General features: G+C 66.8%; 18 protein-coding genes and 3 pseudogenes. 15 read left to right on the plus strand and 6 right to left on the minus strand.

Translation table 11 applies throughout. From position 1 onward, the window contains the following. Positions 1 to 275 precede the first annotated feature (275 nt). The 7 genes and pseudogenes from IPT68_RS13910 to IPT68_RS13940 all read left to right on the plus strand — a co-directional run bounded on the left by IPT68_RS13910 (position 276) and on the right by IPT68_RS13940 (position 10,890). Positions 276 to 2,831, plus strand: coding sequence for a Z1 domain-containing protein (locus IPT68_RS13910; protein ID WP_189699081.1), 2,556 nt, complete (start codon positions 276 to 278; stop codon positions 2,829 to 2,831). Next, complete coding sequence (locus IPT68_RS13915) at positions 2,828 to 3,856, plus strand: PD-(D/E)XK motif protein (protein WP_189699082.1); 1,029 nt, start codon at positions 2,828 to 2,830, stop codon at positions 3,854 to 3,856. The genes IPT68_RS13910 and IPT68_RS13915 overlap by 4 nt, the downstream gene beginning before the upstream one ends. Next, entirely contained in the window at positions 3,853 to 5,835 is a 1,983-nt protein-coding gene (locus IPT68_RS13920) for a hypothetical protein (RefSeq protein WP_189699083.1), read from the plus strand. Before IPT68_RS13915 ends, IPT68_RS13920 begins: the two co-directional genes overlap by 4 nt. Continuing rightward, positions 5,832 to 6,725 carry a hypothetical protein gene (locus IPT68_RS34020; RefSeq protein ID WP_228040434.1) on the plus strand — a complete coding sequence of 298 codons (894 nt, stop codon included), beginning with the start codon at positions 5,832 to 5,834 and terminating at the stop codon, positions 6,723 to 6,725. Before IPT68_RS13920 ends, IPT68_RS34020 begins: the two co-directional genes overlap by 4 nt. A gap of 24 nt (positions 6,726 to 6,749) precedes the next feature. Further along, positions 6,750 to 8,576 (plus strand): DNA cytosine methyltransferase, encoded by a 1,827-nt coding sequence (locus IPT68_RS34810; protein WP_322734599.1) that lies wholly within the window; start codon positions 6,750 to 6,752, stop codon positions 8,574 to 8,576. A gap of 9 nt (positions 8,577 to 8,585) precedes the next feature. Further along, positions 8,586 to 9,938, plus strand: coding sequence for a DNA cytosine methyltransferase (locus IPT68_RS13935; protein ID WP_189699084.1), 1,353 nt, complete (start codon positions 8,586 to 8,588; stop codon positions 9,936 to 9,938). Between the two features lie 64 nt (positions 9,939 to 10,002). Then, positions 10,003 to 10,890: pseudogene (locus tag IPT68_RS13940) on the plus strand (IS5 family transposase). Between the two features lie 3 nt (positions 10,891 to 10,893). On the opposite strand, the gene IPT68_RS34035 reads toward IPT68_RS13940, so the two are convergent. Next, a complete protein-coding gene (locus tag IPT68_RS34035; RefSeq protein WP_228040436.1) occupies positions 10,894 to 11,304 on the minus strand; it encodes a VOC family protein in 411 nt (136 codons plus the stop codon). Between the two features lie 393 nt (positions 11,305 to 11,697). Between IPT68_RS34035 and IPT68_RS13945 the strand changes: the two are divergent. Further along, positions 11,698 to 12,869, plus strand: a pseudogene (locus IPT68_RS13945) (IS256 family transposase). 73 nt (positions 12,870 to 12,942) lie between these two features. Further along, the gene (locus IPT68_RS13950) at positions 12,943 to 13,374 is read left to right on the plus strand and encodes a DUF5959 family protein (RefSeq protein ID WP_189699085.1); all 432 of its coding nucleotides are present in this window, start codon (positions 12,943 to 12,945) and stop codon (positions 13,372 to 13,374) included. A 234-nt stretch (positions 13,375 to 13,608) separates the two neighbouring features. Here the strand turns inward: IPT68_RS13950 and IPT68_RS13955 are convergent, their stop codons facing one another. Beyond that, the gene (locus tag IPT68_RS13955; RefSeq protein WP_189699203.1) at positions 13,609 to 14,208 is read right to left on the minus strand and encodes an ATP-binding protein; all 600 of its coding nucleotides are present in this window, start codon (positions 14,206 to 14,208) and stop codon (positions 13,609 to 13,611) included. A 219-nt stretch (positions 14,209 to 14,427) separates the two neighbouring features. Between IPT68_RS13955 and IPT68_RS13960 the strand changes: the two genes are divergently transcribed. The 4 genes from IPT68_RS13960 (at position 14,428) to IPT68_RS13975 (ending at position 17,817) form a co-directional block, all read left to right on the plus strand. Then, entirely contained in the window at positions 14,428 to 15,276 is an 849-nt protein-coding gene (locus tag IPT68_RS13960; protein ID WP_189699086.1) for a helix-turn-helix domain-containing protein, read from the plus strand. Continuing rightward, positions 15,273 to 15,491 (plus strand): DUF397 domain-containing protein, encoded by a 219-nt coding sequence (locus tag IPT68_RS13965; protein ID WP_189699087.1) that lies wholly within the window; start codon positions 15,273 to 15,275, stop codon positions 15,489 to 15,491. The genes IPT68_RS13960 and IPT68_RS13965 overlap by 4 nt, the downstream gene beginning before the upstream one ends. A gap of 285 nt (positions 15,492 to 15,776) precedes the next feature. Next, a complete protein-coding gene (locus IPT68_RS13970) occupies positions 15,777 to 17,090 on the plus strand; it encodes a vanadium-dependent haloperoxidase (RefSeq protein WP_228040446.1) in 1,314 nt (437 codons plus the stop codon). A 133-nt stretch (positions 17,091 to 17,223) separates the two neighbouring features. After that, entirely contained in the window at positions 17,224 to 17,817 is a 594-nt protein-coding gene (locus tag IPT68_RS13975) for an NAD(P)H-dependent oxidoreductase (protein ID WP_189699089.1), read from the plus strand. Between the two features lie 160 nt (positions 17,818 to 17,977). Here the strand turns inward: IPT68_RS13975 and IPT68_RS13980 are convergent, their stop codons facing one another. Both IPT68_RS13980 and IPT68_RS13985 read right to left on the minus strand, forming a co-directional pair. Then, positions 17,978 to 18,463, minus strand: a complete 486-nt coding sequence (locus tag IPT68_RS13980; protein ID WP_189699090.1) for a DUF2267 domain-containing protein — start codon at positions 18,461 to 18,463, stop codon at positions 17,978 to 17,980. Between the two features lie 196 nt (positions 18,464 to 18,659). Then, positions 18,660 to 19,079: an Hsp20/alpha crystallin family protein gene (locus tag IPT68_RS13985; RefSeq protein ID WP_189699091.1), complete on the minus strand. Its 420-nt coding sequence runs from the start codon at positions 19,077 to 19,079 to the stop codon at positions 18,660 to 18,662. 221 nt (positions 19,080 to 19,300) lie between these two features. Here IPT68_RS13985 and IPT68_RS13990 point away from each other — a divergent pair, with 221 nt between their 5' ends. Further along, a complete protein-coding gene (locus IPT68_RS13990; RefSeq protein ID WP_189699092.1) occupies positions 19,301 to 19,603 on the plus strand; it encodes a hypothetical protein in 303 nt (100 codons plus the stop codon). Positions 19,604 to 19,686: 83 nt separating this feature from the next. After that, positions 19,687 to 19,956 (plus strand): annotated as a pseudogene (locus IPT68_RS13995) (hypothetical protein); the annotation flags it as partial. A gap of 29 nt (positions 19,957 to 19,985) precedes the next feature. On the opposite strand, the gene IPT68_RS14000 reads toward IPT68_RS13995, so the two are convergent. Together IPT68_RS14000 and IPT68_RS14005 are read right to left on the minus strand one after the other, a co-directional pair. Continuing rightward, positions 19,986 to 20,348 carry a VOC family protein gene (locus tag IPT68_RS14000; RefSeq protein WP_189699093.1) on the minus strand — a complete coding sequence of 121 codons (363 nt, stop codon included), beginning with the start codon at positions 20,346 to 20,348 and terminating at the stop codon, positions 19,986 to 19,988. Between the two features lie 37 nt (positions 20,349 to 20,385). After that, positions 20,386 to 21,264 (minus strand): alpha/beta fold hydrolase, encoded by an 879-nt coding sequence (locus IPT68_RS14005; RefSeq protein WP_189699094.1) that lies wholly within the window; start codon positions 21,262 to 21,264, stop codon positions 20,386 to 20,388. Positions 21,265 to 21,319: the final 55 nt, after the last annotated feature.

Below are 21,319 nucleotides of genomic sequence, written 5' to 3' on the forward strand. Positions count from 1 at the left end.
CCGAGCCCGGAAGCAACTCCGAGACCTTGACGTTGTGTCCACTTTCACCGGATATCACAGCAGTTTCCCTGCGGGCGGGGCAAAAATCCTGCTCTCGCGCGCAGTTGTGGCGTTGATTGACTTATCGATGACAGCCCCACCCAATAATGTGTGGGACTTGTGAACGCAGGCCCTGGGTCTGGGTCTCAATGTCGGTGACGCATGAGCCGGTTCATCCGACCGAGGACCCTGCGGACCAGTCGGCGGAACGAAAGAGAGCGGGGGCGGTCGACCTCATGACCGACGATTTCGACGCGATGTACGAGACGTTCCAGGCGCTCGTGGAGACGTTCCCTCCCTCGGAGGCCGTGAAGCGGCTGGAGATACTGGGCGTTGAGCAAGACGTCGTCGAGCGAATCCGTGAGCGGCACGAGCAGCAGATGATCCGCATCAAGGAGCTCGAAGAACCGCACGCGGTCGTCATGGGCAACCGGGACACCTGGTACACGGGCCCGCAGGTAAAGGACAAGTGCTGGCCCGCGATCGTGAAGCTGCTCCGAAAGGACGGTTGGCCGGAGGAGCCCGCCATTCGGGACCTCGACGACTCCTCGACCCGAGTCGTCTCGTTGTTGAACCACCCCAAGGAGAGGGCATTCTCCACTCGGGGCCTCGTCGTCGGGTACGTGCAGTCGGGAAAGACGACCAACTTCACGTCGGTCATGGCCAAGGCCGCCGACCGTGGATACAAGCTCTTCATCGTTCTGGCCGGCATCCACAACGGACTGCGGCGCCAGACCCAGGCCCGACTCGTCCAACAGCTCGTGGAGCCCAATCCCTCGATGTGGTCCCAACTGACCGGGCTTGAGAAGGATTTCACTCCGCAGGAGAACCCCGCTTCCTACTTCGGCAAGAGCAACAAGACGCACGTCTTGTGTGTGGTGAAGAAGAACGCCACCGTCCTGCGCAAGCTCGCCCGTTGGCTGGACAAGGCTTCGGACTACCTGAAGGACTGTCCCGCGCTGATCATCGACGACGAGGCCGACCAGGCCACGGTGGCCACGAAGTCCATCAATCCACTGATCCTCAGCATCATGAGCAGCCTTCCGCGCTCCGCATACGTGGGGTACACGGCATCTCCGTTCGCCAACCTGCTGATCGATCCGAGCGCCGAGGACCTCTACCCGCGCGACTTCATCGTCAACCTGCCAAAGCCGCGGGGTCACTTCGGCACCGAGGTTCTGTTCGGACGCTATGCGCTGGACGGCGAGAACGAGGACGACGTCGATGACGGCCACGACATGATCCGCTCAGTCCCGGTCGACGACATACCCTGCGTGCGCCCCGAGACGAAGGCCGATGTCGACGGCTTCGAGCCGGTCATCACCGAAACCCTGCGCAAAGCAATCGAGTACTTCTGGCTGGTCACGGCCGCTCGTCGCGTTCGCGGCTCGGGCAACCCGCACAGCACGATGTTGATTCACACCAGCGTCAACACCTCTGTGCACAACAGCTTCAAACGACCTCTGGAACACCTGCGGGAGACGACGGCCAAGTCGCTTGCCGAGAAGACTGTTCTCAGACGTCTGCGGACTCTGTGGGACGAGGAGACGGCACGTGTTCGCGCCGAGGATTTCTGTGAGACGAAAGTACCCTTCGACTCGCTGTTGGCCGAGTTGCCCGGCGTACTGCGCAACTGCCGTGTCATTATGGACAACTCCAGCAGCGAGGACCGACTCGACTACGAGAACGGCCCGGTCGTCGCGATCGCAGTAGGCGGCAACACCCTTTCCCGAGGCTTGACCCTCGAAGGCCTGGCGGTCAGTTACTTCGTTCGCGCCGTCTCGGCCTACGACACGCTGTTGCAGATGGGCCGTTGGTTCGGCTTCCGGAACGGCTACGCGGACCTTCCCAGGATCTGGATGACCGACGAACTGGCCGAATGGTTCCGCCACCTGGCCACGGTCGAGACCGAGATGCGTCGCGACATCGACATCTACATGACCGAAGCCGAGACACCGCTCACCTTTGCCGTCCGGCTGCGCACCCACCCCGCTCTTCGCGTCACCGCAGCCGCCAAGATGCGATCGGCAGTCACCGCCTCCTCGTCGTACGGCGGCAGGGGAGTCCAGACTCACTACTTCCACACGAACGCAGAATGGCTCCGAGGGAACATCGTTGCCTCGCAGGAGCTTGTTGCCGCGGCGGCCGCGAACGCCGTCAGAGTGGAGGACCGCTCCCAGGAAGGCCGCTTCATCTTCCGTGATGTTCCCTACGACGTGGTAACCAACTTCCTGGCCTCCTACAAGTTCCACGAGAAGTCGCCGGAGAACGACCCCGACCTGATCAGTGCCTACATCCAGAAGCGGGTTTCGGCAGCGGACTCGCTACGCCGGTGGAACGTCGCCATCATCGGTAATCCCGAGGGAGAGCCCTTCACCTTCGCTCCGAGCGTGACAGTAGGGCGGGTCACGCGTTCGCGCCTCGCCGTGACCAACCCCGACCCCGATTTCGCCGACATCAAGTCGCTGCTGGGCCCCCGGGACGCCGCCGTCGACCTCAGCGGCATCACGACAAAGGTGAATGAGAGGGCACTCAAGGACGCCCGCAGCGCTCAGCTCCCGGACACGGGGCTCCTGCTGCTGTACCCGATCGACAAGACATCCGCGCCCGGCCCGGGGAAGAATCTTCGTGCTCCCCTCAACGCGCAGGAGCACGTCATTGGTGTCGGCCTCGTCTTCCCCGAGCCCCGCCACGGCGACAGCACGGTGGAGAAGTACATCTCCGCCGATCTGTCGGGTGTCCGTATTGAGGACGAAGACCTCAGCAGCCTTCTCGAAGGTGAGGACTCGTGAGCGGCGAATCACTCCGCACACTCGTCGAGGAACACTGGTCGGCGCTCGGAGCCCGGCCGACCACCGGCGACAATCGCCTGCGTGTGTCGCACCTGCCGGTCATGACGGACCAGGGCCCCTTGACTGCGGCTGTCGACCACGAGGGACACCGCCACCTGCTGGTTCCCATAAACACACACCGAAAAATACGTTCCGGCCTCGACGGTCCCGTCCTGCAATTGCGCAAACGACCGTTGGAGGACGAGGACACCTACCAGGTGTACGCCGACCTCGCCTGCCTGCGCGGAGATCTGAACGATCTGTTCACAGGGGTGTGCGTGGACGTGCTGACCGCTGTCGACCGGGCTCCCGAGAACCCGGTCAAAGCTCTCTACCACGTCCTCGATCGCTGGAAGGCCCTCTTTCAGACGCAAGGGCCCACCTTGGGGCCCGAGCAACTCGCCGGTCTCTTCGCTGAGTTGCTGGTTCTCGGTCAGCTTCTGGACCGGGACCCCAGCGCTCATCGACTCTGGCTCGGCCCGAAAGGACATCGTCACGACTTCTCGACCGGGAACGCGGCATTCGAGGTGAAGGCCGGCACGGATGTAAGTGGGCGAAAGCCTCGCATACATGGACTGGATCAGCTCGAAGTTCCAGCGGACGGCAGCCTCTGTCTGGTTTGGTTCGGGCTGCACCGCGTCACAGTATCGGGGTCGGGCATCGGCTTCCTGGAGCTGGTCAAACGGACGCTTCAGAAGTGCGACGACGAAGGCGCCCTGATCGGCCTCCTCGCCGAGGCCGGCTATCGCCCCTTCGAAGCGGACCGCTATCGAGACGTACGTTTCACCGTCGGAGAAGAGAAGTGGTACGAGGTAGGTACGGCCTTCCCCAGACTGACGGGTAGTGCACTCCTTGCGGCTGGGCGGTCGCCCGTGTCGGTCATGGACGTCGAATACACCATCGACCTCTCCGGTGACGCCCCCGTCGCCATGACACCCGACGAGGTGTCCCACGTGATCGATCGCATCGTTGAGGAGTCCGCGTGACCGAACCACGCTGGTACTCGCAGCCCTATCCCCCCGAGGGCGCAAGCGCCGCCGAGGGCATCCGTAACCAACTCGGCCGTCCCGAGCTTGACCTACTCACCATTTTGGTCCGGGAGTCCGCCCAGAACAGCTGGGACGCCCGCCTTCCGCTCTCAAACCAACCCGTCGACTTTCGGATCGACATGTGGACGGTGGGTCCCGCACACGTTGCGGCTTGGCGCACCCTCCTCCAGGCAGGTGCGCCCGCCGGCACCGACAACTTCCCCCTGCAGGACACGCTCAGGCGAGGCCCTGTCCGCGTCTTGGCCGTCTCCGATCGCGGGACGCGAGGACTCGGCGGGCCGACGCGCGCCAACGACGCCGTCGGGCCGGAACGCGACTTCGTGTCGTTCGTCCGCAATATCGGGGAGCCCCGGGACACGGCCCTCGGCGGCGGCACTTACGGGTTCGGCAAGGGCATCTTCTACCTGCTGTCCAAGCCAGGAACAGTGCTGGTGCACTCACGCTGCCGCACTCCGCAGGGCGACCTGGAGACGCGCCTCATCGGCTGCACGCTCTGGAAGAGCTACGTGACGACCGAGACAGAGGGCACCCGTCGTTACACCGGCAGGCATTGGTGGGGCGACACCTCGAGCGACGTTGTCGAACCGTTGGTCGGGCAAGCAGCCGAAACAGTGGTCCAGCGTCTCGGTCTGCGCCCATTCACCGATGAGGAAACGGGCACCACCGTCGTTGTCATCGATCCGAATCTCGACGGCCTGGAACCGACCGACGCAGCCGACTACCTGGCCGACACCATCGTGTGGCATCTCTGGCCGAAGATGATCTCGACGGACGGCAAGCCATCCGCCATGCGCTTCTCCGTCGCCTGCGACGGGGTACAACATCCCGTGCCGGATCCGCGCACCACCCGCCCTCTCAACATGTTCGTCGCGGCCTACGAGGCGATGGCGGGCCCGAACGGTCACGAGCTCGAATGCCTGAAGCCCAGGAAGTACCTGGGTCGGCTCGGGCTCGTGAAGCGCATCATGCCGGCGCTGGAACCGACCCGTGCACAGCGCATGTTGGACATCGAAGATCTGATTCATCACGTATGTCTTATGCGTCCGGCGGAGCTTGTCGTCACGTACCGCCCAGGGCCCAAGCCGCCGAGCGCGAATCAGGGTTACGCGGGTGTTTTTCGAGCCGACGAGTCGATGGACGACGTCTACGCCAAGGCCGAACCCCCCACGCACGATGCCTGGAATCCGCATTCACTCGACCGACCAGAGAGCACTTACGTGCACACCACGTTCCGCCGGATCGACGAGGCCCTGAACGGTCTGCTGTCCCTCGGGGGTGGCGCGCGCACCGGTGCCAGCAACGTCGCTCTCGGTGCTGCCAGTTCGCTTTTCTCAGGACTCGTGGGTGGCGCCTGGGGAATTGGCGGAGCGACCGACTATTCCAAGCCGGGCAGCACCGCCACCCGGCCGTCGAAGACCGACGAGGCCGAGGAAGGCACGCAACGCGCGCCACGAGGCAGTCGCGTACCTGCGGGTCGCGGATCCGTCACGTCAGCCGTCGGTGGGTCGGGGGTTTTCCAGGGAGACAACGGGACGCCAGTTGATCCCTTCATCGGTGACGCCTCCACAACGCATCGGCGGCGGCCTCGCGTGCAATATGTCGGCGAGCCCTACTACCACGACCGGGGTGACGCCTCCTTGCTGGTCCAGGAGTTCCGGCTGCCTGTGCCCGGACCGCAGCGAGTACACATCGACCTTGCCGTCACGCTGCCCGGTACGGGTGGGCGCGAGACGGACCCGCCCCTCGGTGCCAGCATGCCAGTACTCGTCGGGTGGGAGGACGAGGCGGGACGCCTCCACGCCGAGGATCCATACGTGATCGAGGGTGGCGAGTCTGTCTGGCGGGCGTTGGTCCAACCGGCTCCCGACACGATGACTGAGATCAGCATCATGGTCGAGGCGGTGAGGACTCCGTGACACGGCGTGTTCTTCCTTATCGCGTTCCCGCGCAGCATGTCGTCGCCGCCGAGCCCTGGCGACTCGTCGTCGAGGACGGCGAGGTCGCTCTGCCAGAAGCGATACCCGACTGGGACTACCGAATGGATCTGCACGTGCGCAGATCCGTCCGTGTCGATCTCGATCGAGCCCGACGGGATTCCGGGCTCCCCATGAACGCAGCACTCGTGCTCTCGGCCGTGTGGACGGCCACTGGCTCCAACCTGAGTGGCCCTGCCCAGCACATCAGGTTGGCCGAAGGGGGCTCGAGCACAGTCGAGTTCGACATCCGTCTACTCGGCTCCGATCTCGGCGGTCTCCTCCTCCTCGACACCGCGCTTCTACTCGCCGAGCGCAGGACCGACGCTCGTCCCTCCGCGCCGCGACGTGCCGGGTCCGTGCTGTGGAGTGAGCGGCAGGCCGTGCGCCTCCAGGGCGACGCTCCCCAGTTCCCCATGGCTGTGATCGACTTCGAGAGGACGTCGTTCCCGGACAGCGCGGCATGGCACCTCCACATCAGCGGTGGCCTCGAAAGCGCGACAATGGGATCCCTGCTGCTCCTGGTGAACGAGCGGAACACGGTCACCACCGCAGCATTCCAGAACGCGGCAAGGCCCCGTCCGATCGACCGGATCGTGCTCTCTGCTGTGTACGCGGACGCCGCTCGCATCATGGTCGAGCACGCTCTGAAGCATGAGGACTTCACCGAAGAATCGGACTATCCGGACGGGTCGTTGGGTGCCACCCTGCTGAGCCTGTTCGACCAACTCTTCCCCGGACAGTCGATCACTGACATCCGGCTCCGTCAGAGGCAATCACCCGCCCTGTTCGGATCGGACCTGCAGGCGGCCGTCAAGATTTTCGAGGTTTAAGTAATGAGCCTACTCTACCCTCGTTTGCTCCCTGAGCAGGCCAGACCGTATTTCGACGAGTACGGGAGTCTCAGCGTCGTCGAGCTCTCACAGCGAGTGGCCCTGGCTCACGAGTCGTCGGTGTACGTTGCAACGGGCGGCGACCGGGTCTCGGCCGATCACCTCGAAGAATTGCGTGACGGCGTACTCGGCCTCGCCAAGCGGAGTGGATTCCCGGACGACTCCGACCGCGCGCGCAATGCGGAGTTCGACCTGCAATTGGCAGCCTTGTTGCACGCCGAGATGGGCATGGTGCCGGCGGAGGCTGCGTCGCGAGACGTATGGGCCTTTCTCGCCCTGATCCTGCTCCCGGACGTCGCCTACTGGCGCTACCCCCAACCGCCCAGGGACCGCATCCTCGGCACAGACCTGACGCGTCACGTCTTCGGTCGACTGTGGTGGCGGGCTCAACTCGTTCGCTCCCCCGGCGAGCCGGAGCCGTACCACGCTCTCAAGAACCTCGGGGAGGCAGCGTTCGACCAGATCTACGCCCGTCGCGCGGCACTTGGCGGTAGCCCGCACTTGGTGCGTGCCATCCTGCGCGTCTGGAAGGACCTCGACCTGAGAGGCCTGAACGAACGCGAAACCCTGCGCGACTTTCTGAAGCGGTTGCTTCGCCTCGCCCCCTTCGTGCTCTTCGACGGCATTGCGGAGCACGCTCTGGACCAAGAGTTGCGCTTCGTTGCCCAGGAGTCCGTCGACGCCCAGCGCGGAGGCCCCGCATCAACTGTGGTCCCAGCCGCCGGGACCCCAAGCCACCAGACTCACTTTGCCGATAAGGGCGAAGCATCGGCCGACGTTTCCTCGTACGCAGTCAGCGTCGAGCCATCACAAGACCGCCATTCCGGGTCGGCTGCACTCCGTCGGTTCACGTTCGTCGAAATCTGCGCCGGTGCAGGAGCCCAGGCCCTGGGCCTCGAAGCCGCGGGGTTCGACCCACTGTTGTTGATCGACAGCAAGGCCGATGCCTGCTTCACCATCGACCGCAATCGGCCCTCATGGGACGTCATCTGCATGGACATCGTGCAGTTTCGTCCGAACATGCGCCCCGAGGTGCGGGGGGTGGATCTCCTCAGCGGTGGTTTGCCTCGTGTGAAATCCCTGGCGACGATCGCCCGTGCCGAGGACAGCGAGGAGCGCCGAGTGCTACGGGCAGCAATCAGCCTGGCTTGCGAAATCGAGCCCAAAGCAGTGCTCTTCGAAAACGTTCCTGAGCTCGTCCAGAGCTCGGATTTTGAAGCAGATCGCGCCTGGATCGAGAACGAGTTGCATCGCTCTGGCCTTCGTGCCGCCTGGAGTGTCCTCAATGCCGCGGACTTCGGGGTACCGCAGAACCGCAACAGCGGTTTTCTTGTGGCCATGCAGAACCCGTATTTCCGTGCCTTCTCCTGGCCACGACCGAATGAGCTGCGGCCGCCGACCGTGGGTCAGGTTCTGGGGCCCTCGATGGCCTCCCGTGGATGGCCAGGCGCGGAGCGATGGATCAAGAATGCCGATCGCATCGCTCCTGCCCTCGTCGGAGGCTCCGATCGAAGAGGAGGCGCAGACCTTGGCCCCACTGGCAGCAAGAAGGCTTGGGCCGCGCTGGGTGTGAACGGCAACAGCCTTGGTGACGAGCCGCCCGGTACCGATTTCCCCGTCGACGACCATCCCAAGCTGACCGTTGAGCAGGCCGCCATGATCCAGGCGTTCCCGCATGACTGGATGTTCTCCGGCGGAAAGACGTCGAGGTATCGTCAGGTGGGCCACGCCATGCCGCCACCGCTCGCGACTGCGGTGGGACATGCCATCGCAACCGCTCTGCGCAGCTAAGATCCCTCCATGCGTACGCCCAGACCGGTTGCCTCAGAACCCATCACAGTCGTAGACCTCTTCAGCGGCTGCGGGGGCTTCACCCAGGGCTTCCACGAGTTCCGCCCGGCGAACGCAGTTGACGACGGCCCTGTGTTCCACAGCATCGCCGCAGTGGAACACAACGTGGCCGCGGCAGCCACCTACGCCGCCAACTTCGGAGACCTTCGGCCAGACCGACGGGTGCCACCTGCTCACGTCCACGTCGGAGACATCGAGGTCTGGAACCCCACCCCGGAAGCTCTCCACGCGGATGTCGTGGTCGGAGGTCCGCCCTGCCAGGGATTCTCTGCACTGAACCGCAAGAAGAAGGGCAGTGAGCGCAACCGCCTGTGGGAGGAATACGTTCGGATTGTTGCCCACATTCGTCCCAAGGTATTTGTCATTGAGAACGTCGACCGCTTCCTCAAATCGGACGAGTTCCAGAACCTGTTGAGCGAAGTCAGCCCCGGAGGACGCCTGGAGGACTACGTTCTTGTCGATCCTCCTGGCCATGGGCCGGCCGACAGTGCGGAGGAGCGTTCAAAGCGTTACCTCCTCAACGCCGCAGACTACGGAGCCCACCAGGCGCGCCCGCGGGCCATCGTCATCGGCGTCCGCAGCGACATGGAAATCGGGCGCACGATGGCATACCCCGCCAGGACGCACGTCCGCCGACCGAAGAGCAGCTCCCGACTCCCCGCCCAGCCTCTGGACGGCGTGGACACGACGATCTCGTACTGGAAGGCCGTGGACGACATCTTCCGCGAGTCGCGTCAGCTCGAACTACGGGGCACCGAACTCCCGGACGGCACGGACTTCATCCCCGAAGTAGACGCCAAAATTGAAGGTATCTTCACAACGCTCGACTTGCACTTCGGCCGCAACCCAAAGCCTCTTTCAAGGGCTCGGTATCTTGCTATTCCAGAAGGGGGTAACCGGAAGCACTTGCGCGGCAAGTGGTACACGGAGGACGAGTTCGGGAAGATCCACTTTTTCCTGGAGCCCAACCCGCCGGGCGTAAGAACTCCGGTGGAGTACCTTTCGACGGAGAGCTGGGACAATCACCAAACCGGCACCGGAGACGTCATGGGCCGCCTTCGCATGGGCGAGCCATCGGTAACCATTCGGACCGAATTTTACAAACCGGAGAAGGGTCGATACCTTCACCCGACGGAGAACCGCCCGATCACTCATTTTGAGGCCGCCCGAATCCAGGGGTTCCCTCTTGATTTCCGCTGGTGCGGAAAGAAGACAGAGATTGCCACGCAGATTGGCAATGCAGTACCCATCCCGCTTGGCACGGCGATTGCTCAGGCGATCTATTCCTTTCTTCGAGGCTGACGCCCTCATCACGCCGCCCGACGCAACTTGGTGCCGCGCCCCAGTACCACGCCGATCTTGGTTCGTGGCGCGTGGAGACCTGACGGACAAGCAGTGGGCGGTATTCGAGCCGCTGTTGCCGAGGGGCAAGAAGCCCGGCCGGCCGCCGATATGGACCCGGCGGCAGCTGATCGACGGCATACGGTTCCGGGTCCGTACCGGCATCCCGTGGCGGGACATGCCCGAGCAGTACGGGCCTTGGGGCCGGGTGTATGACCTGTTCCGCCGGTGACAGCGCAACGGCATCTGGCAGCGCATCTTCACCCAGCTCCAGGCCCGGGCCGACGCCAAGGATCTGATCACGTGGGCCCTCAACGTCGACTCCACGGTGTGCCGGGCCCACCAGCACGCCGCCGGCGCGAGGAAAAGGGGGAATTGCAGAAGGAACCACCCGGCGGCGTCGCCGTCGAGCCAGATGACCACGGGCTGCGGCGCTCGCGCGGCAGCCTGGCCACCAAACTGCATCTGGCGGTCGAGCAGGGGCAGTAGCCCATGTCCATCGTGGTCACCGCCGGGCAGCGTGGGGACTCCCCGCAGTGCGAGGCCGTCCTGGGCGGGTCCGGGTGCCCCGCCTGGGGTCGGGTAGGCCGCGCACCCGGCCGCGGCGGGTGCGCGCCGACAAGGCGTACGCCTCCCGTAAGAACCGCGCTTACCTGTGGCGGCGCGGCATCCGCTGCACGATCCCGGACAAGGTAGATCAGGCCCGCAACCCCAAGAAACGCGGCTCGTGCGGCGGTCGTCCGCCGAAATTCGATCCCGAGGACTACAAGGCCCGCCACGCGGTCGAGTGCGGATCAACCGCCTCAAGCGGCACCAGGCCGTGGCGACGAGGTACGACAAGCTCGCGGTCCGTTACGAGGCGACTGTTCTCGTCGCGGCCATCAACGAGTGGCTGTGGCCAGCAGGATTGTGAAGTCTACGAGTTGGACCAGGCTCGGGTGGACAGCACCAGCAGATAGCCGTCGGGGTCCTGGAGAGTCACACCCCAGGTGTCCCAATACGGATTATGAGCTGGCACTCGCTTCCCGCCGTGCCGCTCGAGCTGTTCCACTAGGGAGTCGGGCACTGGTTCGCCGAGGTAGACGACCAGTAGGTCTTCGGGGGTCGGCCGCGGCTCCAAGGGAGCAGCGGGATCGTGAACGAGTTCCAGATGCCAGCCGGCATTGGGCCAGCCAACCATGAGAAGTGAGCTCCGGCCTGGGGTGCCGTCCGCCGCATGCTGGTACAGGACGTCGAGGCCGAGGCCCGAGACCCAGAAGTGTTCTGCTGCCCGGAGATCGCGTGAGGGCCGAGCTATGCGGATGTGAGCTGCGGCGTCAGCCGGCATTGTTGTACCTCCTGATCGGGGCGGGCCCAGCGTGAACCAGCGGCCATGTCTGTGGACATGGGTGGCAGCGAGCTTAGAGGTCAAGTGACCATGCGCCATCGGGCGCTGGTCCTAGTCCTGGTTACCGAGAACCTAACGGCCCTGACCCGCACTTTCGATACACGCCCTAAGCGCAGACGGACGGCCGGCCGAGCAATGCTCAGATCCTGTGGATCACTCCTGGCGGAAGGGGGCGTACCTTCCCGATGGATCGATCGATAGGTCATCGAGCAAGGCCGACGTTGCCGCGTCGGTCGGGAAGGCACGCCCGTGCTTACGGTAGTCAACGAGGACGGCGCCACGCCAAGCGGCAGTTCGCTGCTGGATGAGATTGTCCGGGAAGGCACACGGCGGATGCTGGCCGTCGCGCTGGAGGCCGAAGTCAACTCTTACATGGCCGAGTTCGCCGATGAGCGCGACGACAAGGGGCGCCGCCTGGTGGTCCGCTACGGCTGTCACCAGGCTCGGCAGGTCACCACCGCGGCCGGCGCGGTCGAGGTAAAGGCGCCACGGGTGAACGATCAGCGCGTCGATGAGGCCACGGGCGAGCGCAAGCGGTTCTCGTCTGCGATCCTGCCGCCGTGGTGCCACAAGTCGCCGAAGACCAGCGGGGTGCTGCCGCTGCTCTACCTGCACGGCTTGTCCTCCGGCGACTTCGTACCCGCCCTGGAGCAGTTCCTCGACTCCTCCGCCGGGCTCTCGGCGGCGACGGTCACCCGGCTGACGACACAGTGGCAGGCCGACCACGCCGCCTTCATGGGTCGCGACCTGCCCGAGGTCGACTACGTCTACGTGCGGGCCGACGGCATCCACCTCAACGTCCGCCTGGAGGAGGCCAAAGCCTGCGTTCTGGTGCTCATCGGGGTCCGTGCCGACGGCTCCAAGGAACTGGTCGCCCTCAAGGACGGCTACCGTGAATCGGGCGAGTCGTGGGCTGACCTGCTGCGGGACTGCGCCCGCCGGGGCATGCGCGCCCCGGTGCTCGCGGTCGGGGACGGCGCCCTGGGCTTTTGGAAGGCGCTGGCCGAGGTGTTCCCGAAACCCGTGAACACAGGTGCTGGGTTCACAAAGCGGCCAACGTCCTCGACTCCATGCCGAAGTCCGCGCAGCCAGGCGCCAAGAAGGCCATGCAGGACATCTACAACGCCGAGGACCGCGACCATGCTGAGGCGGCGATCAAGACGTTCACCCAGCTCTACGGCCCGAAGTTTCCCAAGGCGGTCAAAAAGATCAGCGACGCGCAGGACCAGCTGCTGGCGTTCTACGACTTCCCGGCCGAGCACTGGATCCATCTGCGCACCACGAATCCCATTGAGTCGACCTTCTCCACCGTCCGGCTGCGGACCAAGGTCACCCGCGGCGCCGGCTCCCGCACCGCCGCCCTGGCCATGGTCTTTGAGCTCGTCGAGTCCGCCCAGCAGCGGTGGCGGGCCGTGAATGCGCCCCACCTCGTCGCCCTCGTCCGCGCCGGAGCCCGCTTCGAACGCGGCCACCTCGTCGAACGCCCCGAAGCCCACGTGGCCTGACACACCTCAACCGACCCTATGTCCGTGCCGACGATTAGCCTTCGGCAACATGCGCGAGTCGGGAGGGGCAGTCATGGCTGAGGATCCGATCGACCTGATCCGCCTGGAGGGGGATGGCAATAGCGTCATTCTCCGGATCACGGGGAAGGAGGAGCGAAAGCCTCCCACCGAGGCCAATGCCCTGGTCGGAGAGTTCGTGGTCGATACGGCCTTCGTCCGTGGCACCCTCAAGACCTGGCTCTTCCCCGAGGACCTGCGGCAGTGGCAGCAGGCCCTGGACTTGCTCGACGCGGGCCAGGACATCGCCTGGCGTGAGGGAAAACGCGCTCCGTGGCTGTTCATCGAACTCGACGAAGACGACGACCGGTGCCAGGTCACGATCAAGGACTACTCCATGTCCCTCACAACGGTGACGGTCACCGTCCCATTGGCCGACGCCTGGTTCGACGACGCATACCGACGCCTGGACTTGGTCTGGGAGACCTGGCCCATGATCGAAGACTGAACCCCCATGGCCAACGAACGAGATCATTGAGGCTGGGGACTCACCACGCGCTTGATCCACAGGTCTTGACTATTACTCCGGCCGGCCCTGGCTCGTTCATAAGATCCCTCACTCCACTATCGGACCAGCAGACGTGATGAGAACACATCGGAGAACACGTCGGACCATGGGCCTAGGTCTCGCGCTCCAAAAGAAGCGACGCCTAAGGGGACGCTGCTGGACTGAGCACCGAGTTCAACCGAGCCGGGCCTCGGTCTCCGCCTCGAAGTGCGTCTGAGCCCGGTCGAGAAACTCGTCCGGGTCACAACCATGTGCTCGGAGCCAGTGGAGCACACCGGCGATGACGTCGACGGCGGCCTTCTCGACCAAGGCCATACCGAGCGGGCCTGAACCGCCGATCACCACGTGGGTAGAAGCGATGCTGCCAGCGGGCAGAGTGCTGTCGGCGAGGCCCGTCGCCAACTCGCACCACGTCACCTTCCGATCCGCTCGCAGTTCGACGCCCCAGCGATCCGCGACCGCTGCGACGAGGGTCATCCCGCGACCGTCTTCGCAGTCGGCTCCAACCTGAACCAAGGTGGGCAGAGCTCGGGTGTCCGGGTCGTGGACCTCAATGCGCAGATACGCGTCGTTCATCGAGACCGCCAGCGTGGCGGGCGTGCCGTGGCCAACGTGCGTAATGACGTTGGCCACCAGCTCGCTGACACAGAGTTGGGCCTCGTCGGCGACCTCGCGCAGTCCCCAGATCCCCAGGTGCAGCTTCATGATCCGCCGTAGGGCTGCCACCTCCTCAGGCTCGGCCGTGAACGCCAAGTCCCACGGCTTTCGTCGCATGCACGCTTCCTGGATCACGAAAAGCCCACCTTTCTCAACCCCTGACTCCGTCACAAGCCACTCAGCGTCAAGAACGTTCACGGTAAGTGGCACCGCGGCAAGCATGCGGCTCGCTCATCCCGGCATGCAATGTGCACAACGGGAATCCCACGTTTGAGTGATTGGCAAGCACAAGCCTTGGCGCGAGACTGAACGCCCGTTACGAGAAAGAGGTTCGAGATGGCCGGCTCTCCGACGGCACGCCGTCGTCGTCTCTCGATCGAGCTGAAGAAGCTCCGCGAGAAGAGCGCCCTCACCTGCGCCCAGGTCGGAGAGGCTCTGGACTGGAGCGGCTCCAAGGTCAACCGGATGGAGACGGGGAGCGGCCGGGTCCAACCATCCGACATCGATGCCCTGTGCCGCTTCTACGGCACCAGTGACGAGCTGCGCGACTTCCTCAAGTCACTGGCCCGGCAGGCCAAGACTCGTGGTTGGTGGCAGGTGCACGGTGCCGGCGTTCCCGAGTGGTTCAACATCTACATCGGTCTGGAGCATGACGCCTCCACCATCCGCCAGTACCAGTGCGAGCTGATTCCCGGCCTCATGCAAATCGGGGCGTACGCCCGCGAGCTCCACACGACCGGCGCACACATGTCCGCTCAGGACATCGACAGAGCCGTACGTGTGCGCATGGAGCGCCAGGCCATGCTCACAGGACCAGACGCCCCCGATGCGTGGTTCATCGTGAATGAGGCCGCTGTACGCAACGTCATCGGAGACCGGTCGCTGATGCGGGACCAACTCGAACGCGTCCTGGACGCAGCGGAGTTGTCGAGCGTCACGGTGCAGGTACTTCCTTTCGACTCTGGCACCTACCCGGCTACGGGCTCGTTCACCATGCTCGGTTTCCCTGCTCGAGAAGACCCGGACCTGGTGTACCGCGACGGAATCACTGATGCCGTGTACCTGGAGGGCGAGCATCATGTTCGGGAGTACGCACGGGCATTCGACGGCTTGCGAGCCGCAGCTCTGAGTCCTCAGCGGTCCGCTCGGTTGATCAAGTCCGTTCTGAAGGAATACGCAGGATGAGCAGTGCAGAGTCGCGTGACCACGGCCGTCCGGTGTGGTTCAAGTCGTCTTACAGCAACGGTGCCGGAGGTGAGTGCGTGGAGTGCGCGCTGACCGATGCGGGCGCTCTTGTACGCGATTCCAAGAGGGTGGGAGGTTCCGTTGTCACCGTGGGACGCGAGACGTGGAGCTGCTTCGTACGGGCTGTGAAGAGCGGGACCGTCTCTCAGACGTGATCTGCCATGCCCGTGCCGAGCCTGGTCGTGGTCTTCGCCCACCCCGACGACGGTCCCTGTCGGCGGGTGGAGTGCTCGCCCTGCCTACGGCTGCGGGTGCGAGCACGGAGGTTGTCACTGGGGCCCGCCCCGGGTCGCGCCGCCGGGTCCGCGCGGTTGGCGCGCGGTGTCCGACCCGGCGTCAGCGCCGGGCAGCTACATGCGCGTGACCATCCGCACGCGTGAACGGTTACGCCGGTTATGCATGCTTCCACTTCAGGGAGACCGGCTGCCGTAGGCGCCGTCATGTCACTCATCCTCCTCCTCGTCACCGTCCTGAACGGCCCCCCGGCCTCCGCCGGCAGCCACGTGCCGCCCGCGGCGGACCCCGCAGCGATCCGTGAATGGAACACGATCGCCACCGACACCATCAGCGCCAACCTCGGTGCCACCCGGCCCTCGGGCCAGGTGGTCATCTGGCACGGGTTCGTCTCGGCCGCCGTCTACAACGCCGTGGTGGGCATCCGGGGCGACTACGCCCCTTACAAGTGGCGGGTGCGCGGTCCCGCCGGCGCGTCGCCCGAGGCGGCCGCCGTGGCCGCGGCCCACCGCGTGCTGGTCACCTATTTCCCCGCCTCCCAGGCGTCGCTCGACGCCGCCTACGCCGAATCCCTCGCCAGGATCCCCGCGGGCAGCGCCAAGACTCAGGGCGTGGCCTTCGGGGAGCGGGCCGCCGCGCACCTCATCGACCTGCGCGAAGGCGACGGCCGGGGTGCGCCGGTGCAGTTCACCACCCCGCCCGCGCCCGGCGTCTGGCGGCCCACCCCACCCGGCCACCTGCCCTTCATCGACCCCTGGCTCGGCCGGCTGCGCCCGATGCTGCTCACCGACCCGGCCCAGTTCCGTCCTGGACCCCCGCCCGCACTGTCGTCGGCCCGCTATGCCCGGGAGGTGAACGAGGTGCGGACCATGGGGGCGAGGACCGGGTCGTCCCGCACCGCGTTCCAGACCGAGACCGCCCTGTTCTTCGGGGGAAACCTGGCGGTGCAGGTCCAGGCGGCGCTCCGGGACCACACGGCTCGGCACCGCCTGGGGATCGCTGAGACGGCACGGCTGTTCGCCGCGGCGAACACCTCGGCCACCGACGCCGTCGTCGCCTCCTGGGACGCCAAACTCCACTACGGACGCTGGCGGCCGATCACCGCCATCCATCTGGCGCACACCGACGGCAACCCCGCGGCCGCGCCCGACCCGCAGTGGCAGCCGCTGCTCGTCACGCCGCCGCACCCCGACTACCTCAGCGGCCATGCCGCGGTCGCCGGCGCCGTAACCCAGACCCTGAGCGGACTGCTCGGCACCCTGCGTCTCGACCTCACCTTCTTCTCCGAGGCCACCGGCACCACACGGCACTACGACCACGCCCACCGGCTCAACGAGGACATGATCAACGCGCGCGTCTGGGCCGGGATCCACGTCCGCTCCGCGGATGTGGCCGGGTGCCGGGCCGGCAACCGCATCGGCGTCTGGGCGGTCACCCACTACTTCCAACCGCTGCGGTCCTCGCACGCCCAGGCCGCGCCGACGGCACGGCCCACGTGCCCGCAGACCGGCATGCGCTGATGCCCTGACACCTTTCCGGCCAGGACCGTCGGCGGGTACCTGCCGAGGCGTGCACCCGCCGACGGTCCCGTTCCCGTGGGGGGCTCTGTCATGATTTCCCGGCTGTGCAGGACCACTTGGGGGGAGCCAAGTCGTGCGTGTCGGGGTGTATCTCGCGCATCCGCGGGTCGGGAGCTTCAATCACGCTCTCTTCGAGGCCGTGGTGCAGGAGTTGCGCGGGCGGGGATGTGACGTCGTCGCGCATGATCTCTGCGCCGAGGGGTTTCCGGCCGTGCTGGGCGCGGAGGAGACGGAGACCGTGCGGGCAGCCGCACGGGCGGGTGATCCTCGGGTCGCGGCACATCGGCGTGAGGTCGGCACGCTCGACGCCATGGTGTTCGTGCATCCCAACTGGTGGGGCATGCCGCCCGCCGTGCTGGTCGGGTGGGTGCAGCGGGTGTTCGTGCCGGGAGTCGCCTACAAGTTGGGGAGTGCGGAGGGGGAGCCAGCGGGGTTGTTGCGGGCCGGGCGGGCGCTCGTGCTGAACACGTCCGACACGCCCGCCGAGCGGGAGGCGAGCGAGTTCGGGGATCCGTTGGAGCGGGTCTGGGCCGCCTGCGTCCTGCCGTACGTGGGCGTCGTCGATGTACGGCGGGTGGTGTTCCGTACCGTCAGCGACTCGGCGGACGACGTGCGCGCCGAGTGGCTTGCGCGGGCTCGGCGGGAGGCTGCCGCGCTGGTGGGGTGAGCCGGAGGTGGGCGGGGCCTCGCCGTCGGTGCGGCGGTGGCAGCCGTGTCGCCCGTGGCGTCGGTGCCTTGGCCGGCGGGCCGACGGCGGGGCCCCGACGGTGAAGGTCCCGACGGTGAGGGCCCCGACGGTGGGGCTCCCGTCCGCGTGTCGCTCCCCGTCACTCCCCGGCCGGGCCCGCACTCCCCGGCCGGGCCCCCGCGCCCAGCTCCGCCCGGCCGAACAGCAGCGCGTACCCCGGCGGGAGTTGGCGCAGGATGTCGTCCACCAGGGCGTCGCCGAGCAGGGGCGGCAGGGCGCACAGCACCGAGCTGACGTCCCAACGGGCCGTTGCCGGGGTGGCGCCCTCGATGCGGGCGGCCGTCCGGTCGACGAACTCCGGGGCCGTGAGGGGGCGGGTCACCGGTATATGGGCGGCGACGAGCCTCGCCGCTTCCTCCGGGAGGGCCTGGGCCAGGGCCACTCGTTCGTCCCCCGTGACGTGGCCGCCCAGGGCCGAGAGGACGATGCGGGTGATGCGTTCCGCCTCCGCCCTCGTCGGGTACTGGCCCGTGTCCTGTACTGCCGTGATCAGATCCGCCCAGGTGGTGGCCGGGCGGGGGTGGGGCGCGGGCGTCGTCAGAGGTGACAGCGTCGGCGCGGTCATCGTGGGGGTTCTCCTCCGGGTCCGTGGGCGAGTCGGTGGCGTCGCGGTGAGGACGTGGCGGGTCCTCGGGCGAGTTGGCGGCGTCTGGGTGAGGGCGTGGCGGGTCGGCGGGTCCTTGGGACATGGGGCGCGTCCCGCAGACGGGCCGCTGTGCCTGCGGGACGCTTCTGGGCGGCGCTGACCTCCGCCGCTGCTGTCAGCCGCTGATCTGCCTTCGGCTGTCGCCGCCGGTGATCTGGATGCGGCGCGGCTTGGCCGCCTCCGCCACGGGGATGCGCAGCGTCAGGACGCCGGCTTCGTACGAGGCGTCGATGCGGTCCGTGTCGAGCGTGTCGCCGAGGAACAGCTGACGGGTGAAGGTGCCCGTGGGGCGTTCGGCGACGATCATCTCCGCGGCCTCGGGAGCGGGGTTGCGGCGCTCGGCGCGGACGTTCAGGACGTTGCGTTCGACGTCCAGTTCGATCGTCTCGGGGTCGATGCCGGGCAGGTCGAAGTGGACGACGAAGTCGTCCCCGGACCGGTAGGCGTCCATCGGCATCGCGGCCGGGCGGGTGGGGCCGAAGACCTGCTGCGCGAGACGGTCGAATTCGCGGAACGGGTCGGTACGCATGAGCATCACGGGTCACTCCTTTCTCGGAGGGGCTGGTGTGCGATGCCCTACGGCTTCTTATATAACTCGCGGGAGGAAACCTGACAAGCTCAGACTCAAGTTGAGTCAGCCGCCGGGGGGACGGGGGAGGACGTCCGCGACGCGCGGTGAGACGATCGGACTACTGAGGACCGAGGGCCGAGGACCAGCGGTCCCCGCTGTCGGGCTGTCGGGTGAGGAGACAAGAGATGGCCAGGGTTCCCAGCGCGCTCGTCGCCGCGAGCGGGCTCGTCGGTGGGTACGGTGTCGCACGCTGGACGAAGAAGCGTCAGCTGGGCGGGGTCGTCCTCGCCGCCGCGGGTGCCGCGGCGGCGCAGCAGTGGCGGGAGCGGGCCGGCGGGACGGCCGCGGGGGCGCTGACCGCCGCGTACGTCGCCGCCTTCGCCGGGTCGCACCCGCTGGCCAAGAAGGTGGGCGCCTGGCCCGCCGTGTTCGGGGTGGCCGGCGCCGTCGCGCTGGCGTCCTGGGCGGTCGCCGACCGACGGGCGTGACGGCGGTCGCCGACCGACGGGCGTGACGGCGCGAACCTGCTCCTACGGCGCCGACCTGAACGCCCCCCGGTACCGTTCCTAACGGCGTCGTCGTGCCCGTGTTCGGGTTCGCCACGGCAAGCGCCATGGGCGTGCTCGGCGACGCGTAGCTGATCGTGTCCATCGGGCTGACCGCCCTGGCCGCGGTCGTGCTCGTCGCCCTGGTGCTGCCCCGGCAGGACGCGCTCGTGGAGGGCGGCGGGACGCGGGAGACGACCGTGCGGCTCGCCATGTTCACCGGCGTCTTCAACCTGCTGTGGGCGGTGGTGACGGTGCTGATGATCGTCCGGCCCGGGTCGACGACCGGGGCCTGAGCGACCCCGGTCGCGGGTGCGCGGGCACGTCAACCTCCGGTGTGGGTGAGCACGTTCACCACCCGACCGTTGGGGTCCCGTACGAAGAAGCGCCGTACGCCCCACTCCTCGTCGCGAAGTTCCCGTACGACCTCCGCGCCCGCCGCCACCATCCGTGCGTACACCGCGTCGACGTCCTCGACCTCGACGCTCAGGTCGGGGACGACGGGTGCGGTGCGGTCCTCGGTGACGAAGATGAGCTGGGCGGTGGGGTTGGCGGGGGACGCCAGGGTCATCACCCAGCCCAGGTTCATGACCTCCTCCAGGCCGAGCAGGCCGTAGAAGTCGCGGTTGCCGTCCATCTCCTCCTCGGACGGGACCTTGCAGTCGGGGACGATCCTGCGCACGGTCATCGGTACGGCTCCTCACCCGTCGGGCCACCACTGGCTGTCAATGGTGCACGCGTCCCAGGAAGTCGCGGGTGAGCGCGACGATCTCGTCGAGGTTGGTCTCCAGGGCCCAGTGGCCGCCGTCGAGGAGGTGCAGCTCGGCGTCCGGCAGGTCGCGCAGGTAGGCGCGGGCGGCGGCCTCGGGCATGTAGCCGTCGTGCGGTCCCCAGGCGATGAGGGTCGGCGGCCGGTGCTCGCGCAGGTAGGCCTGCTGACCGGGGAAGTCGGCCAGGGTGGTGGCCTGGTCCTCGAAGAGGGCGACGACGTTCGCGCGCCGCTCCGGCGTCCGCATCAGCTGCCAGTGCAGCTTCCACAGGTCGGGGCTGACGCGCTCGGCGAGGCGGGCGGGGAGTTCCCCGACGAACTCGTCGCGGAAGCCCTCCTCGCTGACGTTCGCGGCGAGCCGCTCCCGGCCCTGCGGGGTAGGGCGGGCCCAGAACTCCCTCAGGGTGGCGTACTTGGGGCCGAAGGCGTCCTCGTAGATGTCGCCGTTCTGGATGATCAGCGCGGCGACCCGCTCCGGCGCGCGCAGGGCGAGCCGGAGGCCGAACTGGGAGCCGTAGTCGTGCAGGTAGAGCGCGTAACGCGGGAGGTCCAGGGCCTGCGTGAAGCGCTGGAGGAAGTCCGCGTAGCCGTCGAAGGTGTACGAGAACCGGGTCCCGTCCGGCGTCCCGCTGTACCCGAAGCCGGGCAGGTCGGGTGCGACGAGCCGCAGGCGGTCGCCCAGCGCCGGCATGAGGTGCCGGAACTGGAACGACGAGCACGGGTAGCCGTGCGGCAGCAGCACCACCGGCGCGTCGCGCGGCCCGGCCTCGCGGTAGAACACCTCGATGCCGTCGATCTCGGTGGTCCGGTGAGCGACAGGGACGAGTGCCGGCATGTCCGGGCACCTCCTTCGATGCGGGCCCCCGGTGGGGGGCTCCGTCGGTCCGGCC

Source organism: Streptomyces chromofuscus (genome assembly GCF_015160875.1).
Lineage (GTDB): Bacteria > Actinomycetota > Actinomycetes > Streptomycetales > Streptomycetaceae > Streptomyces > Streptomyces chromofuscus.

What these genes read in the sequence shown, in the direction of transcription:
- IPT68_RS13985 (WP_189699091.1), bottom strand. Translation starts at nt 19,079, where the DNA reads ATGCTCATGCGTACCGACCCGTTCCGCGAATTCGACCGTCTCGCGCAG.
- IPT68_RS13965 (WP_189699087.1), top strand. Translation starts at nt 15,273, where the DNA reads ATGAGCAGTGCAGAGTCGCGTGACCACGGCCGTCCGGTGTGGTTCAAG.
- IPT68_RS13955 (WP_189699203.1), bottom strand. Translation starts at nt 14,208, where the DNA reads ATGCGACGAAAGCCGTGGGACTTGGCGTTCACGGCCGAGCCTGAGGAG.
- IPT68_RS13980 (WP_189699090.1), bottom strand. Translation starts at nt 18,463, where the DNA reads ATGACCGCGCCGACGCTGTCACCTCTGACGACGCCCGCGCCCCACCCC.
- IPT68_RS13950 (WP_189699085.1), top strand. Translation starts at nt 12,943, where the DNA reads ATGGCTGAGGATCCGATCGACCTGATCCGCCTGGAGGGGGATGGCAAT.
- IPT68_RS13935 (WP_189699084.1), top strand. Translation starts at nt 8,586, where the DNA reads ATGCGTACGCCCAGACCGGTTGCCTCAGAACCCATCACAGTCGTAGAC.
- IPT68_RS14000 (WP_189699093.1), bottom strand. Translation starts at nt 20,348, where the DNA reads ATGACCGTGCGCAGGATCGTCCCCGACTGCAAGGTCCCGTCCGAGGAG.
- IPT68_RS14005 (WP_189699094.1), bottom strand. Translation starts at nt 21,264, where the DNA reads ATGCCGGCACTCGTCCCTGTCGCTCACCGGACCACCGAGATCGACGGC.
- IPT68_RS13960 (WP_189699086.1), top strand. Translation starts at nt 14,428, where the DNA reads ATGGCCGGCTCTCCGACGGCACGCCGTCGTCGTCTCTCGATCGAGCTG.
- IPT68_RS13970 (WP_228040446.1), top strand. Translation starts at nt 15,777, where the DNA reads ATGTCACTCATCCTCCTCCTCGTCACCGTCCTGAACGGCCCCCCGGCC.
- IPT68_RS13990 (WP_189699092.1), top strand. Translation starts at nt 19,301, where the DNA reads ATGGCCAGGGTTCCCAGCGCGCTCGTCGCCGCGAGCGGGCTCGTCGGT.
- IPT68_RS13910 (WP_189699081.1), top strand. Translation starts at nt 276, where the DNA reads ATGACCGACGATTTCGACGCGATGTACGAGACGTTCCAGGCGCTCGTG.
- IPT68_RS34035 (WP_228040436.1), bottom strand. Translation starts at nt 11,304, where the DNA reads ATGCCGGCTGACGCCGCAGCTCACATCCGCATAGCTCGGCCCTCACGC.